Consider the following 16,022-nt stretch of genomic DNA (forward strand, 5'->3'; position numbering starts at 1 on the left):
TCCGGTATTCCGTTGTTTTTAACCATGACGGGTGCATGAAATTTTGGAATAGCCCGAAATCTTTATTTCCCGATGGTAATCTCTTTCTCAATATACCCGCCGCGCGTCGACGACAGCTTGACTTTGGCCTTAATGCTGCCTGGCTGGTTGAGTTTGACGGTGAAGGCTGCTTCTTTCGACTCGCCGGTGCCGGTGTAGCCCGCGTAGATGGTTTTGTCGAACAGGGCCGGTTTGGTAATGGTCACTTTGGCGTTTTCGAAGCCTTTCAGCAAGTCCTTGTCGATGTCCAGCGATACCTGATCTTCCTGCACAATTTTGATGCGTTTGGCCTGTTCCAGCGCCACGGGTAGTTTGCCGGTATTGCTCCAGCTGACGGTTATTTCGTATTCGTTATTGGCCAGTGGCTTCACACTCACGTCTTTCAGCGTAATTTGTGGCAATTCAAAAGCCATCGCGAGGTTAAACTTCGCCTGCTTCGAAATCCAGTTTTCGAGCTGCCACGCCGGACCGTTCTGGGCAAAAAACTTTGGATGGAATCCGCCGATTTCAACCTCGCCCAACTGCGGGTGCGTGAATTTAGTCCAGGGCTTAAACCCGCGTTTGTTGTTGGCCTCGTCGTCCCATCGGAGGCCGTCGTATTCGTCATACTGCCCGTCGCTGTCGTAATCTTTCATGGCCCCGCCGTTCCAGAGTTCGTCGCCGTACCAGACTGAGCCGTAGTAGAAATAGCCGAAATCGGGGCCGTGGCCGAACAGGGGCGTCGGTTTGGTCGGATCGCCGGTCAGGCGGTCCGTTTTAGACCGGGTATGGTAGGTGTTGTACACATCACCTGCCCACGGATAACCGGTAAACGACAGGCCGAGGCTGTCCATGTGTTTGTAAATGGCCAGGTCGGGCGGAAACATACTTTCTTCGCCGCTTGATGTCGACGGCGGCCGAAGGTGCATCGGCACGCGTGTATCCATCGAGTTAACGACCGAAATATTCGGATGCCCCAGTAACCACAGCACCGTCGCGCGGGTTTCAATTTCGCTCAGCGGATACTCACCCGCACCGCCTTGCGTAAAGCCGCGGCCCGTAAAATCGCCGCCCTGATCGGGGCGCCAGTTTTCGGGATAGTTGCGGTGGTTGTCCAGCCCGCCCACGCCGTCTTCATTGTATTTCCCGTCGCCGTCGTTGTCAATGCCTTCGGTATAGACCAGCCACTGTCCCTGGCCCGGCTGTACCTTTTTCATCAGGCGCGGGTCGCGTGGGTCAAGCACATAATCTGCTTTTTCCAGTTCTTTTGCGGTCGCTTTTTTCCGGATCTGGTAAATCACGCCGTCATTATCAAGCTCTTCTTCCGGGTCTTCGTCGAGCAGGCCATCGCGGTCATCGTCTTTCGGGTGCACCGTGCTGCGGTTGCGTTGCGCGGTGTAGAGGTACATGGTGGCCCCGTCGGGATTGTTTTGTGGGCGCAGATAAATGGTTTTGGTGTCGAGAAGTCTGGTAATAGCGGGGTCTTTGCCGTAGTTATCGAGCAGGTATTTGGCCAGCCACATGACCGCCTCGCTGCTGGTAACTTCACCGCTGTGGCGGCCGCCTTCGAAATAAGCGGCCGGTTTGTTGGTATGTTTGCCCGTTTTTTTGTTTGTCAGGGTGAGTTGCAGAATCGGACGCCCTTCGTAGCTTTTCGCAACTTCGTAGAGGTCGACAAGGTTAGGGTATTGGTCGGCCCATTTGCGGCACCAGCTGTACATCACTTCCGGTGCGTGATACACGTCGAAGCTGAGTTTGGTGCCGGGAAAGTATTCAACATCTTTGGCATAGTGCTTTTTAAAGAAGCTGATGCCGTGGCGTTCACCTTTGACGGTGTAAAACTTTTTGGTCGTATCCTGTTCCGGCCATTTAGGTTCGGTCCCGTAGTACGATTTCTGGGCTGAAGCACCCGCTGCCAGCAGCATGCCGACCAGTAACGTAACGTACTGTTTCATAGGTTTTTTATAGTATTGCTTAGTTAAGTGCAGTTGGCCTGTCAGCGCCGTTTCTGCTGTGTGATATTACAATAAAATGTAATTTGGTGACAGAAGAGTCCGGCAAAATATTCAGTATGTTTTATGGAAAACAAGAGTATGTACCAATGCCGGAAAAGCAAGGGGACATACAGTATGTGGATGCCCACACCCATCAGCGGACAGGCGATGTGTCGGTGATTGCCATCCGGAACCTCATCGTCGGGCATGATCCGGAGTCGCCGGAGGCCGTTCCGTTTTGTTCGGTCGGGGCACATCCGTGGTACTGGCGAAAGGCCGATATGGAGCAACTGCGGGCGTGGTCGGCTCACCCGTCGGTAAAAGCCATTGGTGAGTGCGGCCTCGACCGGCTGACCGACACACCTTTGGACGAGCAGTGGCCTGTTTTCCGGCAGCAGATTGCGTTGTCGGAGGCGGTACGGAAACCGCTGATTATTCATTGCGTCCGGGCATTTCCGGAAATTGTGGCGGAGCATAAAGCGCAGCAACCAACGCAGCCGTGGATATTGCACGGGTTCAATAACCGGTCGTCGTTTCTGAATATGGTGCTGGATGCCGGCCTGTACGTTTCACTGGGCGCGGCCCTGCTACGCGGTGATTCGCCGGCTTCAGCGGCCATCGCCCGTATACCGGCCGACCGGCTGTTGCTCGAAACAGATGATAAGCCTCTGCCGGTCAGTGAGGTGTATCAGGCAGCGGCCAGCCGGCTGGGTTGGTCATTGGCGCAGCTGGCGGCACAGGTGCGGGCGAATGCCGGAACGGTTTTTGGTGTATAGTTGACAAAAAAGGCGTATTTTCGGGGTTACGTTTACAAGGCAGCTGACGGTGTAGAGGCCTTCAGCTGTACAGGAAAAACCGTAACGTACATAAGTATCATGCAAGATCGTTCCTGGCTTTCGCGTACGCAATTGCTGGTTGGTAATGAGGGCCTTGACCAGCTGGCTAACGCCCATGTTCTGGTAGTCGGATTAGGCGGCGTCGGGTCGTTTGCCGCCGAGTTTATTGCCCGCGCCGGTGTCGGCCAAATGACTATCGTCGACGGCGACGTTGTTGACCCGTCGAACCGGAACCGGCAGTTACCGGCCTTATCGACCAACCACGGCGTGTCGAAAGCCGACATTATGGCCGAACGGCTCCTCGCCATTAACCCTGAGCTGACCCTGCGGGTGGTGAAGGATTTTATCCGTCCGTCGATGGTTGAGGACCTGCTGGCGGCCGGTCCGTACGATTACGTCATGGACTGCATCGACAGCATTACGCCGAAGCTCATTCTGTTGCAGCAGGCCTACGAAAAAGGGTTCCGGATTGTGAGCTCGATGGGGGCAGGCGGTAAAATGGACCCGACGCAGCTGCGGGTGACCGATCTCTTTGACACCTGGTCGTGTACGATGGCGCAGTACGTCCGCAAACGGCTAAAAAAACTGTCGGTAAAGCAGGGAATTAAAGCGGTGTTTTCGCTGGAATATGTCCGTAAAGAGTCGCTGATCATGACCGACGGCAGCAACTTCAAGCGGTCGGCCTACGGGACGATTTCGTACATTCCGGCCGCCTTCGGCGGCGTCTGTGCCTCGGTTGTGATCCGTGAATTACTGGGTGAACCAGTAGCGCTCGAAAAGCGTCCGGACATCATCAACCTGTCGAAGCCAAAGCCTGCCAAAAAACGCAAAAAGAAGGCACCGGCCCCTGAATCGGAATAGATGTATTAGACAGGATTACAGGATTAACAGGTTTTTCTCACTGCTCCGGGTGTGTTTTTCAACTGTTCATGCTAATGGGTTTATACTACATAGCCACATAGAAAAACAAAGATTTTTACTCTTTTGTGCTCTATGTGACTATGTGGTAAACATATACAGCGATGATTTCGGCCTGCATAGTTTAATTGTCTCTTACAAAGACATCTCCGGACAGGAAACTGTGCTCTCATTTTTCCCCGGGAAGGGGCGGGGTAGGAGTCTATTGAGGAAAGCACTACACGCGATAGTCCTCTTCGGTGATGATGATAGCCAGTTTACCCTTGACGCGGCCGGTTTCGCTGTACGAATGGGCGTCCGGGATTTCCTCCAGCCGGTAGCGCCGGTCGATGATGCTTTGGAGGAGGCCTTTCTTCGCCATGGTAAGCAAATAATTCATGTCTTCGGCGGTAAACGACATCAGGATCGACTCTGCCTTTTGGGCAGTAAACACACTCTTGACCTGATCGAACACCTGCCGGGCCGAAGGAAGCGTGGTGATGTAGGTGCCTTCGTCGGTCAGCACATCGCGGCAGGCTTCGAAAGAGCTCTTCCCGACGGCATCAAACACCACATGGTATTTTTCGGGCTCTTTGGTAAAATCGGTAACGGCATGATCGATAATCCGGTCGGCGCCCAGCTGCCGGACCAGTTCCGCGTTTGTGGCGCTGCACACGGCCGTCACATCGGCATCCATGAAACGGGCCAGCTGAACGGCAAACGTTCCGACGCCACCCGACGCGCCGTTGATCAGCACGCGGTCGTGCGGGCGCAGTTTGCCTTTGTCGCGCAACGCCTGCAGGGCTGTAAGCCCGCCCACAACCATGGTCGCAGCCTGCTCAAACGATACTTCGTCGGGGATTTTGACTACGTTTTTATCCTGTGCAATGACATACTGGGCATAACCGCCCCCAACCGGTCCGAGCGAGGCTACGACGCGGTCGCCGGGCTTGACGTTGGTTGCCAGTACGCCGACGGCCTCCACAACACCGGCACATTCGCCGCCTAGTGTTTTCGGGAATTTGCCGGGCAGGAGCAGCTTCATGGCTCCTTCGCGGACTTTCCAGTCCATGGGATTGATTCCCGAGGCAAACACCCGGATCAGCACGTCGTGGCCATCGGGCTCCGGCATGGGCAATTCTGTTACGTGCAGCACATCACTGCTGCCATATTCGTTGATTACTACAGCTTTCATACGTACGGTAACTAACCGGCCGTAAAATGTTCCGGCCCTACTTAGCGGGCGGGCTGCGCAACCGGCCTGACAAAGAACCGGCGTAGCAGGCCGTAGAGGATAAGGACAAGCGAGACGAAGAAGCCGCCCCATTTTACCGCACTCAGAATGGCACAGATGGCGGCTACCGTCAGTGAGGTGTCAGGGTGGGTCCGGAGCAACGTGATGATACAGATGTTTTCCAGATAATCGGTCCACAAAAAAAGAAAAGGCACAATGTTGACCAGGTCAAAAGGCGTTACGGTGCGGTTTTTATAGATTGCCGATAAGAGGATGCAAAGCAAAAATGTGTAGGTCAGCGGATAGATTGTGTCATAAATCAGTTCGCCTTCAGCATATATCTGCCGGCCTTCGGTACCGTACATATCAACCATATCCAGAATTCTGGCGGGTTCGGTATTAAACAGCAGCAGGTCAATCGGCCCGATGGGTTGCCCGGCGTACCGGTTAATCATTGCTTCGAGATTACTCAGAAAATAAGCCGGAAACGGCACGTACAGCAGCCCGCCTAAAAGTAATGTTTTCCAGGAGGCTATTTTGTACAGATACGTTGATAAGTCACGTAGCATGAGTGAGTTAAGGGGGGTAGTTTGTGGGGATAAAATAAGGCTAATCAGGAAAAAAAGCACGTATTTCTCTTTAACCGGTATATCTTTTACTAACCGTAAATAAAATCATGACAATACATACACTTTTGGCGCTCACTTTCGGAATTGCCGGAACCTGTACGGCCACCCCGCCAGCCAGAACGAATAAAGCAGAGAAGCAGGAGATACTTTACGTCGGGACCTATTCCACGCGGGGCAGCGAAGGGATTTATGTATATGCCTTTGACCGGAAAACCGCTACACTCCGGAAACTACAGGCGGTATCGGGACCGAAAAGTCCGTCGTTTCTGGCGGTTCATCCGTCCGGCAACTATGTCTACTCCGTAAATGAAGGGGCGCCGGTGGCCAATGGTGTCAGTGCCTATTCGGTTGACGGCCGCACCGGCCAGCTGACGGCCATCAATCAGGAATCGTCGCATGGGCGGGGGCCTTGTCACATCAGTATTGACCAGACCGGTAAGCTGGCGTTTGTATCAAACTACGGGGGGGGAACATTTGCCGTATTGCCGGTCAGGGCAGATGGTTCGCTGGGGGCAGCAACCGATTCGCTGACCTATTCGGGGGCCGGGCCCAACAAACAGCGGCAGGAAAAACCGCACATTCACTCCGCTATCGTGTCGCCCGATAACCGTTTTGTTTACGTATCGGATCTGGGGACGGATAAGATTTATAGCTACGCAATTGACAAGGCAACCGGAAAGGTTAAACCGGCCGCTACGCCTTTTGTGTCGGAAAGGCCCGGCTCGGGTCCGCGCCATTTTGTGTTTCACCCGAACCGGCGGTTTGCCTATGGCGTGCAGGAACTGACCTCAACAGTCGCCGTGTTTGCGGTTGATCCGAAAAGCGGAACGCTGACGGTGCTGGAAGAACGTATCCCGACCTTACCGGCAGGATTTACCGGATCAAATACCAGTGCCGATATCCATATTGACCCGAAAGGGCGTTTCCTGTACCAGTCTAACCGCGGGGCCAATGTGCTGTCCATTTTCGCCATTCAGCCCGACGGCCGCCTGAAACTGGCCGGTCACCAGGCAACAATGGGCAAAACGCCCCGAAACTTTGTAATTGACGCGAAAGGCGAGTTTTTGCTGGCGGCTAATCAGGATACCGATACGGTTATTATTTTCCGGATCGATCCGAAAACCGGTTTACTCACTCAGGTTGGGGAGCCGGTATCGATTCCGGCGCCGGTATGCCTGCAACTGGTAAATTTGTAACCGATGCGTAAAAATACGCATCACAAAATCGGGTAATACTGCGCTAAAACCGGTCAGTTGGTTTCCGCAATTTTGCATCGTAAGCCAACAACTACGATGAACACTACCCTGATCACTGCACAATATACCACTCAACATGACCGTCCGGCGGCTGCCTGGTGCCAGACACCTGATTATGGGCAACCGCCGGCCGATACCTCATTTTCATTGCCCGGATTTATCCGTAAAGACGTATTCAAAGAACTGGCGGCCCGGCTCTGGAAAGGGCACTCATCGGGCCGGCGGCAGTTTGTTGAACGGCGGCTGAGCGATGCGCTGGGCCGGCCCGCAGATACGATTGTCCTGGGCGATAGTGTGGTGTCATTGCTTGGTCAGCTGCTGGACACACTCAGTAGTTGCATACCGGCGGCCGTTGTTGTGAAACCATCGGTGTCCGTTGTCCGTGAGCTGGCCGAAGACGCATCGCTGGCCGTTTATGAATGGCCCCTGACCGACGATTTTGGCTATCACGAGGCCCTTTTTCCGGAGCTTCCGACGCGTGCAGTGGTGGTGCTGGCTGCACCGGATCCGGTTGTGGGGGCGGCAATACCCGACAAAACCCTGCTCCGCTTGTTGGCGCAGTATCCTGATAATTATTTTGTTATTGACGAATCACATGCGCTGGCCCCTGCCGACAGTCTGCTGGCCATGACGCGCCAACACACCAACCTGATTCTGCTGCGATCGTTTACAGTTGCCGGTACAACCCTCGGGTATGCCGTGGCCGAAACCGCGCTGAGCGCGGCGCTGCGGGCAAATTTGCCGGCCTTTTCCCTGAGTCATGTGTCGGAACTGGTCCTTGACGGGCTGCTGACGGCGGGCTTGCGGCAGGAGTGCCTGCAAAGCCAGCTGAATCTGGTAGCGCAGCGCCGGAACCGGTTCTATGAGCAACTCAATGCCCTGCTGTCGCCGACGTTTCAGGTGACCAATACCCGCAGTAATTTCGTACTGATCTCAGGATATGACCGTGCGACTTACCAGTTGCTGCTCCGCGTCACAGAAAGCCTTGGGCTTGTCGTGCGCGACCTCCATCAGGCCCGTCAGGTGAGGTATACCATCCAGATTCCCGTACGCCGGACCGACGAGAATGACTGGCTGGTAAACCGGCTGGCCGAGGCCATGGCGCCGTTTGATATGCTGCTGTTTATGTAAAGCAGTAAAGGACACCGTAATGCAATACATACACAGTTTTGTACTATATCAATGTCAATACAGTCAGATTTCAGAAACTTAATCTATATCGTTAAATTCTGATTAAAAATTATGGCCAATAAAATGTATATTTGTTGGATGCTCCGTGCGGATGTGTGTCGGGAAGGGGGAGCACCAGGCAAGTAATCCTTTTATGGCTCATCTTATCACAAAAAAAGGTTCGGAAAACCGCGATCTGGAGTGGTTGCGGGAGTATTGGGGGCGAGGGGTCGAACGTATCTTTTTTATATACGGCGTTCCTGAGGGGGTCGCACGGGGGCGGCATCACCACGCCCGTTGCCAGATGGGCCTGATTTGTGTATCGGGCTCGGTTGACGTGTATATCCAGTCTCCGCAACGAGATTATCATTTTACGCTGAATACGCCGGAAAAAGTACTTTTGCTCGCTCCTGAAGACTGGCGGATGATGTATAATTTTTCCGATGATGCCGTATTAATGGTTATGGCAGACCGGTCATACCGTGAAACGACGTATTATCAGGAAATGTACCGGGAGGTAGCATTACCGAAACTGTCTGCCATGTATGCCTGATGAGGAGTCGTTCGGGTATTCTGCTGCTCATGGCCTTACTGCTTACCGGATTGTCTGCCGCCCGGCCACCAAAGCGCGCCCGTGACTATGGCCTGCGGTTGGGCGTTGTGCCGGCCGGTCCGCTCAATGCCATTACGGACGTACCGGGTGTGCGGGTCGGGCAGATAACACTACAGCAAGGCACGTCTGTCCGCACGGGAGTGACGGCTATCATTCCCCATACAGGTAATCTTTTCCAGCAAAAATGCCCCGCCGCGATCTATATCGGCAACGGTTTCGGCAAACTGACCGGTATCAGCCAGGTCGACGAACTGGGCACCCTTGAAACCCCGATTATCCTGACAAATACCCTGAGTGTTCCGACGGCGGCCGATGCACTGATCGACTATACGCTCTCGCAACCAGGCAATGAGCAGGTGCGGTCGGTAAATGCGGTGGTGGGCGAAACCAATGATGGTTATCTCAACGACATCCGCGGGCGACATGTAACAAAACAACATGTGCTGGATGCGCTCCGACAGGCAACCACCGGACCGGTGGCCGAGGGCAATGTCGGGGCTGGTACCGGCACGGTTTGCTTTGGCTTTAAAGGCGGCATCGGTACGGCCTCGCGGAAACTGCCGGCCTCGCTCGGCGGCTATACCGTCGGGGCGCTGGTGCAGACCAATTTCGGGGGCGTGTTGCAGATTGCCGGTGTGCCGGTCGGCGTCGAACTCGGGAAATACTCCTACAAGGAAAATCTCGACGGCTCCTGCATGATGGTCGTTATCACCGATGCACCGCTCGACGCCCGTAACCTGAAACGACTGGCCAAACGGGCCTTTATGGGCCTGGCGCAGACCGGCGGCATTGCCTCCAACGGCAGCGGCGATTACGTCATTGCTGTTTCGACGGCCTATCAGATTCCGCACGAAAGCAAAAGCCCTTTCGACGAACAGAAAGTCCTCCGCAACGATAATGTCTCGCCGTTGTTCATGGCGGCTATCGAAGCCACCGAAGAAGCCATTATTAACTCGCTTTTCATGGCCCAAACTATGACGGGCGATCAGAACCACAACATCGAAGCCCTGCCGGTCGACCGCGTAGTTGATTTACTAAAGAAAGCAGGGGTTATTAAGTGATCTTATCCACGTTATTCCCGTCCGGAGTGTGGATAACTATGTGGGAATGTGGATAACTTCCGAACGATATTTGCCAGACAGATCATTTGACAGGGATTTTATTGGTTAAGGGTGAGTTTGGCATCGTATTATTTCAAGTTTGTCTGCACGTTGTTTTGTCAGAAAGAACAACAGTATTTTGTTATTTTTGTAGGGCATAGAAAACGTGAGCATAGTATGACCTATCTTCAATTATATCAAAAATTTCATAGCCTTCCTCCTGTGTATCAGGCAGAGGTAGCTGATTTTATTGACTTTTTGAGTGTAAGGAGTCAACTCGTAAAGCCGCAAAATGAAGTGAAAGCAGAAGGGACGCCGGTTTTCGGTAGTGCAAAAGGGCAATTTAAAATGTCACCTGATTTTGATGCGCCTCTAGACGATTTTGCCGATTATCAGTGATGAACTTACTGCTGGATACACATGCGCTCATATGGTTTTTAGATGGCAATGAGAAGGATCTGTCTCAGAAAGCTAAGTCACTTATTCTTGATAATGCGAATAAGTCATTTATAAGTATCGCTACGCTTTGAGAGATGGCAATCAAAATTCGCCTGGGAAGCCTGACGTTTGAGCCCGGCTATGATAACCTGATTGACTTAATCGGGAAAAACGGGTTTGACATTTTACCCGTTACGTTTCTACATACACGCTGTACGCTTCAGTTGCCAATGCATCACCGCGATCCCTTTGACAGAATTATGATCGCTCAGAGCCAGACAGAGGATTTAGTTTTCATTACGGCTGATGCTAATATACATTTGTATGACATCAATTGGATCTGGTAGTACAACAGTTCTTTACCGGTACCTACTCTCCTGCACAAACCGATACAGAAACGGGGCCTTGTGAGCGCCGCCGCTGAATCGCTTCTCCAGACGCTCCAGAATTCCCAAGGCCAGCATCTTCCGCTGGAAAGCCGACCGGTTGATTTTTTGTCCCAGAATGGTTTCATAGAGCTGCTGCAGGTCGTTCATGGTGAATAGTTCGGGCAGTAGATTGGCTCCGATCAGTTTGTGGTCCAGATTGGCACGAAGGGTGTCGAGAGCCTTCTGCACAATAGCAGTATGGTCGAGCATGAGCGGGGGCAGCGCCGCCAGATCATACCACGCACAACGGTCGGCCAGGGCATCGGGGTTGGGGATGGCGCGGGTAAAGTCGACCAGGGCGTAAAAGCCTACCGTCACAAACCGCCGCAGCAGCCAGTGATCGTCGGGCGGCGTTTCACCCTTGCCCACCAGAATCGACCGCAACGGCTGCGGATCGTGGCGGCAAACATCCCCGAAAACATAAAACTGCTCCAGAAAAATATCGCCGAGGCCGGTGCGCTGTGTCAGGGTACGGCGGGCGGCATCATTCAGATTCTCATCATCGCGGATAAACCCGGCGGGCAGGCCCAGGAGGCCGGTATTCTCGTATTCCAGCAGCAGGATTTTCAGCTGGGTTTCGTGAAAACCAAAAATAACCAGGTCCGTGGCAAGGCCCTGTAAATAGCCTTCTCCACGGGTATTCTGCCCTACTGATTCGCTTGATTCACGCATTTAGTCAAAAATTTATTGGCAAGTAACAAAATAGTTGCTGTTTTCCGAATAACCCGCTATTATTGTCGCATTGTGAGACAATAAGTCTTGCAGCCTGACCTTAACAACTTAATTTCCGGCTCGATCAGGAGTCAGTCCCTTAACTAACTATATGAAAACTGTATTGATGATGCTGGCATTAACTGCCCTAACCGGCACCGGTGCGGTTTTGTCTGACGCCACGGCGCAGACCGCTCCGAGGGCGAAAACCGTGAATGGTGTGGTGGAAGGCAACCTTGAGGCAAGCGGTGTCCGCTCCTTCAAAGGAGTCCCGTTTGCCAAACCGCCGGTTGGCGACCTGCGCTGGAAAGCGCCGCAGCCCGCCGAAAACTGGACGGGTGTCCGCGATGCGAAAACGTTTGGCCCCCGTGCGATGCAGCGGGCCGTGTTCGGCGACATGAACTTCCGGTCGAACGGCGTGAGCGAAGACTGTCTGTACCTGAACGTCTGGACGCCGGCTAAATCGGAAAAGGAAAAACTCCCGGTGCTGGTGTATTTCTACGGCGGTGGGTTCATCGCCGGGGATGGCTCTGAACCGCGTTACGATGGCGAGAGTATGGCCAAACGGGGGATTGTGTCGGTTACGGTCAACTACCGCCTGGGCGTGTTCGGGCTGATGGCGCATCCGGAACTGACTAAAGAGTCGCCGAACAAGGCGTCGGGCAACTACGGTTTTATGGATCAGCAGGCGGCGCTGGCGTGGGTGCAGAAAAACATCGCGGCGTTTGGCGGTGATCCGAAGCGGGTAACCATTGCCGGCGAATCGGCCGGGTCGATGTCGGTGAGTGCCATGATGACCTCGCCGCTGTCGAAAAACCTGTTTTCGGCGGCCATCGGCGAAAGTGGCTCGCTGTTGGGCACCCTGTCGCCGGTAACGCTGGCAGAAGCCGAGCAGAGCGGCGTCAAGTTTGCTGAAGCCGTGGGCGCTAAATCGCTGGCCGACCTGCGGGCGATGCCGGCGGATCAGTTGCTGGAAGCGACGGCCAAACCAAACCTGCCACGTTTCTCGGCCAATATCGACGGTTACTTTTTCCCGAAACCGGCTGCTGCCATTTTTGCTGCCGGGGAACAGGCAAAGGTCCCGCTGCTGGTTGGCTGGAACTCCGAAGAGATGAGCGCGCGGATGGTGATGGGGCAGGAGAAACCAACGCCGGAAAGCTTCCGGGCGGCGGTGCAGAAGCTGTACCCGAACCGCGCCGACGATGCCCTGAAAGTATATAACGGCACAACCGAAGAAGAGATTCAGCAGGCTGCCACGGACCTCGCCGGTGACCGGTTTATCGGGTTCAGCACCTGGAAATGGAGCGATATGCAGGCACAAACGGGCGGCCATCCGGTCTACCGGTATTATTACGCTCGTCCGCGGCCGGCGATGGTCCCGGAAATGGGCAATGCCAGTGCCGGTCTGGCTGGCGGGGTCGTCCGCAACGCCGATCCGAATGCGCCGAAGATTCCGCAGGCCAAAGGGGCTGTGCACTCGGCAGAAATCGAGTACGCGCTCGGCAACCTGTCGACCAACAAGGTATTTGCCTGGGGACCCGACGATTATAAAGTGTCGCAAACGATGCAGACGTATTTCGAGAACTTCGTCAAGAACCACAATCCAAACGGCAAAGGCCTGCCGAAGTGGGATCCGATCAAAGCCGGTAGTCCTGCTCCGGTGATGATTATCGACGTGAACACACGTCAGGAGACCGAGAAGCACCGCGACCGGTATCTGTTCCTGGACGAGTTTTTCCCGAAACCTTAACAACCCGTTACCTATAGTTAACCCTTCGCCCCGTCAGTGCCCTGCGCTGACGGGGTTTTGTTTGGTTGGTGGGAGCGACAGTGACGATTTATGAATAAAGAATACTTTCTTTATTACAATGATTGCACACTGCATTATGGACTAAGCGGGGACCCTGGCTGTGTCCATATGCGTAATGACAGATTGAAAATGATTTTATTCAGATGAAACAGTTTTTCGAGTTGATACCGGAGCAGTTTTTAAAAGCGGCGGAAGGCTGTAGTGAGCAGGCTATCACTGAGCTTGAGCAAACATTAGGCATTTCTTTCCCGGCATCACTGCGTGAATACCTGACTATCTTTGGTAAAAAGCAATCGCATTTTCCTGAATGTCACATGCACGGATGTGATGATATGCTTAGGATTTGGGAACCGCTGAATTACATGAGAGCATTGTGGGAAGATGCAGGAATAAACACCGGATTTATGGATAACATAATTTTTTTCTTCAACTTCCAGGATACGTACTTCTACGTACCTTATGAAGCCGGCGATGATCCGGCTGTTTACGCTCTTGATATTGGTGACGAACCCACTATCAGAAAGCTGAATGACCACCTGTCAACATACATAAGGTATTGGATGGAGCAGATGTTAACAGGAAAGTATTGGTAGGCACAGATGTTGAATGTGTTGATTGTGAGCGCCAAATAGTAGTAGACAGATTATTTCGCACATAATCCAGAACGGGGCCTTCACCTGTTAACCCCAAACTTCAGTTTGGGGCCTCTGGCAAACCTCCCGAACCGGCCTGACCTCGCTAGTTGTGTTGCCGTAAAGCACGCACATTTGTGCTTCGAGAGCCTCGCCATGCCTGTTTAGCGGGGTAACCCTGCACTAAAGCACAGGGTTGGTTCAGGAAGGGCAAAATCCGTAAGGTTAGGGCTAACGTACGGAATCGGTTAGTTTGGGCCAAATTCCGCCAAACGCAGTGGCCGGGAAGCCGCTGGCGGCAAACGGAATGGCATTCCGTTGTACAGGGCCGGGCAACAAAATTCCGGTAAATCAGCCATGGCCGGGCGGTGAACCAGCGTAACCTATTAACTTTGTAGTGTATAAGGACTGCGCCTGCCGTTCTGTGACTTGTAAGCATGAATAATCCGTATGTGTCCCTGCTGCGTATTGCCTGGCAATATGCCCGACACGAAAAGCGCCGTTATGTACTCACCTACGGCTTGTTTCTGGGTGCCAACATCATCACCGCACTGCACCCGCTGCTCTTTGGCTGGTTTATCGACGCCATTCAGCGCAAAGGCACCGACATCCTCCACACGGGCTGGCTCTACATTGCCGGTTTTATGACCTTGAAGCTGGTCGAATGGTTTTTCCACGGCCCTGCCCGCATCATGGAGCGCGAACTGGCCTTCAACGTCAGCCGTAACTTTCTGGACGATCTCTATCATCAGACCCTGCACCTGCCCGTTGGCTGGCACAAAGACCATCACAGCGGTGCCACCATCAACCGCATCCGCAAAGCCTATGAAGCCCTGAAAGAGTTTTTCCAGAATGGCTTTACCTACCTGCATACGCTCCTGAAATGCCTGTTTTCGTTTGCCGCTATGTTGTATTTCTCGCCGGTCTTCGGCCTTATCGGTGTGGGCCTCGGCGTGCTGACGGTTTGGCTGATTATGGCCTTCGACAAGCCGTTTATCAAAACCCTCGAAGAAACCAACGAACGGGAGCATGTGGTGTCATCGACGCTGTTCGACAGCCTGTCCAATATCATTACGGTCATTACGCTGCGGCTCGAAAAGCAGATGGAACACAGCCTGATGGCGAGGGTACTGGCGGTGTTGCCGCCGTTCCGCCGCAATATCCGGATTAATGAATGGAAGTGGTTTGTGGCCAGTATGCTGGTGGCGTCGATTTATGCCGTCATTACGCTGGGCTATGTGTATCAGCACTATACGCCGGGGCAGGTGTTTCTGGTGGGTGGTCTGGTGGCGCTGATCGGCTACGTCAACAACTTTACGAGCGTGTTCGTCGACGTGGCCTGGCAGTATACCCAGATCGTGCAGGACCACACCAACGTGCAGACCGCCCGCGACATTGCCAAAGCGTATCAGCAGCACCACCGCCCGGATGCCGGAGAACCGCTACCGGCTGATTGGCAGACTATTTCGATCCGGAACCTGACGTTTCAGCACCACACCGGCACCGACCGGAAAGGGGCAGGGCTGGAGCAGGTCAGCCTGGACGTGTGGCGGGGCAAACGGGTGGCCCTCATCGGCGAAAGCGGCAGCGGCAAAAGTACGCTGCTGACACTCCTGCGTGGCCTCTATGCACCCGCTGCCGGGGCGCAGATTGAGATTGACGGGGTGGCACAAGCGGGCCTCGGCGTAATTGCCGACACGGTAACGCTGTTTCCGCAGGAGCCGGAAATCTTTGAAAATACGATTGCTTACAACATCACCCTGGGCCTGCCGTTTCCGGAGGCCGATGTGCTGGTTGCCTGCGAAACGGCCCGTTTCAGCAGCATCCTGGCGCAGTTACCCCATGGTCTAGCGACAAATATTCAGGAAAAGGGCGTGAACCTGTCCGGCGGGCAGAAGCAGCGATTGGCCCTCGCACGGGGCATTCTGGCCGCCCGTACCAGCGACATTGTGCTGTTTGACGAGCCGACCAGCAGCGTTGACCCGAAGACCGAATTTGAGATTTATAATCAGATCATGGCTGAGTTTGCCGGTAAGGCTGTGGTCTCGACCCTGCACCGGCTTCATTTGCTGCCCATGTTCGACTACATCTACATCCTGGAGCAGGGGCGGGTGATTGATCAGGGCACCTTCGCGGAGTTACGGCAGCGCAGTGCCGTTTTTCAGTCGATGTGGGCCCATCAGAAGGGCTTTGCCGATGCCCTGCCCGAAGATATTCCCCTGCCGGAGGTGGGGTAGGGCGTAGTCGTGCCACCCC

General features: G+C 54.0%; 15 protein-coding genes. 11 read left to right on the forward strand and 4 right to left on the reverse strand.

Going from position 1 to position 16,022, the window contains the following annotated elements:
- Positions 1-62: 62 nt before the first annotated feature.
- Complete coding sequence (locus tag BLX24_RS06275; protein ID WP_071502218.1) at positions 63-1,973, reverse strand: M14 family metallopeptidase; 1,911 nt, start codon at positions 1,971-1,973, stop codon at positions 63-65.
- Between the two features lie 146 nt (positions 1,974-2,119).
- Between BLX24_RS06275 and BLX24_RS06280 the strand changes: the two genes are divergently transcribed.
- Together BLX24_RS06280 and BLX24_RS06285 are read left to right on the forward strand one after the other, a co-directional pair.
- The gene (locus tag BLX24_RS06280; RefSeq protein WP_071502341.1) at positions 2,120-2,788 is read left to right on the forward strand and encodes a TatD family hydrolase; all 669 of its coding nucleotides are present in this window, start codon (positions 2,120-2,122) and stop codon (positions 2,786-2,788) included.
- Between the two features lie 99 nt (positions 2,789-2,887).
- Complete coding sequence (locus BLX24_RS06285) at positions 2,888-3,709, forward strand: tRNA threonylcarbamoyladenosine dehydratase (RefSeq protein ID WP_071502342.1); 822 nt, start codon at positions 2,888-2,890, stop codon at positions 3,707-3,709.
- A gap of 274 nt (positions 3,710-3,983) precedes the next feature.
- Here BLX24_RS06285 and BLX24_RS06290 read toward each other — a convergent pair whose 3' ends face one another.
- Positions 3,984-4,940 carry an NAD(P)-dependent alcohol dehydrogenase gene (locus tag BLX24_RS06290; RefSeq protein WP_071502219.1) on the reverse strand — a complete coding sequence of 319 codons (957 nt, stop codon included), beginning with the start codon at positions 4,938-4,940 and terminating at the stop codon, positions 3,984-3,986.
- Positions 4,941-4,981: 41 nt separating this feature from the next.
- Positions 4,982-5,548, reverse strand: coding sequence for a hypothetical protein (locus tag BLX24_RS06295; protein ID WP_071502220.1), 567 nt, complete (start codon positions 5,546-5,548; stop codon positions 4,982-4,984).
- Positions 5,549-5,655: 107 nt separating this feature from the next.
- Between BLX24_RS06295 and BLX24_RS06300 the strand changes: the two genes are divergently transcribed.
- The 6 genes from BLX24_RS06300 to BLX24_RS06325 all read left to right on the forward strand — a co-directional run bounded on the left by BLX24_RS06300 (position 5,656) and on the right by BLX24_RS06325 (position 10,532).
- Entirely contained in the window at positions 5,656-6,804 is a 1,149-nt protein-coding gene (locus BLX24_RS06300; protein ID WP_083421828.1) for a lactonase family protein, read from the forward strand.
- 96 nt (positions 6,805-6,900) lie between these two features.
- The gene (locus BLX24_RS06305; protein WP_071502221.1) at positions 6,901-7,995 is read left to right on the forward strand and encodes an aminotransferase class I/II-fold pyridoxal phosphate-dependent enzyme; all 1,095 of its coding nucleotides are present in this window, start codon (positions 6,901-6,903) and stop codon (positions 7,993-7,995) included.
- A 193-nt stretch (positions 7,996-8,188) separates the two neighbouring features.
- A complete protein-coding gene (locus tag BLX24_RS31615) occupies positions 8,189-8,587 on the forward strand; it encodes a sugar 3,4-ketoisomerase (RefSeq protein ID WP_177225787.1) in 399 nt (132 codons plus the stop codon).
- Between the two features lie 29 nt (positions 8,588-8,616).
- Positions 8,617-9,708 carry a DmpA family aminopeptidase gene (locus BLX24_RS06315; protein ID WP_374754996.1) on the forward strand — a complete coding sequence of 364 codons (1,092 nt, stop codon included), beginning with the start codon at positions 8,617-8,619 and terminating at the stop codon, positions 9,706-9,708.
- Between the two features lie 216 nt (positions 9,709-9,924).
- Positions 9,925-10,146 carry a type II toxin-antitoxin system VapB family antitoxin gene (gene vapB, locus BLX24_RS06320; RefSeq protein ID WP_071502224.1) on the forward strand — a complete coding sequence of 74 codons (222 nt, stop codon included), beginning with the start codon at positions 9,925-9,927 and terminating at the stop codon, positions 10,144-10,146.
- A gap of 134 nt (positions 10,147-10,280) precedes the next feature.
- Entirely contained in the window at positions 10,281-10,532 is a 252-nt protein-coding gene (locus tag BLX24_RS06325; RefSeq protein WP_083421830.1) for a type II toxin-antitoxin system VapC family toxin, read from the forward strand.
- Positions 10,533-10,544: 12 nt separating this feature from the next.
- Here BLX24_RS06325 and BLX24_RS06330 read toward each other — a convergent pair whose 3' ends face one another.
- Positions 10,545-11,285 carry an NUDIX hydrolase gene (locus tag BLX24_RS06330; protein ID WP_071502225.1) on the reverse strand — a complete coding sequence of 247 codons (741 nt, stop codon included), beginning with the start codon at positions 11,283-11,285 and terminating at the stop codon, positions 10,545-10,547.
- Between the two features lie 151 nt (positions 11,286-11,436).
- Between BLX24_RS06330 and BLX24_RS06335 the strand changes: the two genes are divergently transcribed.
- From BLX24_RS06335 to BLX24_RS06345, 3 genes are all read left to right on the forward strand, one after another.
- Positions 11,437-13,074: a carboxylesterase/lipase family protein gene (locus BLX24_RS06335; protein WP_071502226.1), complete on the forward strand. Its 1,638-nt coding sequence runs from the start codon at positions 11,437-11,439 to the stop codon at positions 13,072-13,074.
- Between the two features lie 203 nt (positions 13,075-13,277).
- Positions 13,278-13,727 (forward strand): SMI1/KNR4 family protein, encoded by a 450-nt coding sequence (locus BLX24_RS06340; protein ID WP_071502227.1) that lies wholly within the window; start codon positions 13,278-13,280, stop codon positions 13,725-13,727.
- 476 nt (positions 13,728-14,203) lie between these two features.
- Complete coding sequence (locus BLX24_RS06345) at positions 14,204-16,003, forward strand: ABC transporter ATP-binding protein (protein ID WP_071502228.1); 1,800 nt, start codon at positions 14,204-14,206, stop codon at positions 16,001-16,003.
- The last annotated feature ends 19 nt before the right edge of the window (positions 16,004-16,022 follow it).

Origin of the sequence: Arsenicibacter rosenii (assembly GCF_001870735.1) — a bacterium.
Taxonomy (GTDB): domain Bacteria; phylum Bacteroidota; class Bacteroidia; order Cytophagales; family Spirosomataceae; genus Arsenicibacter; species Arsenicibacter rosenii.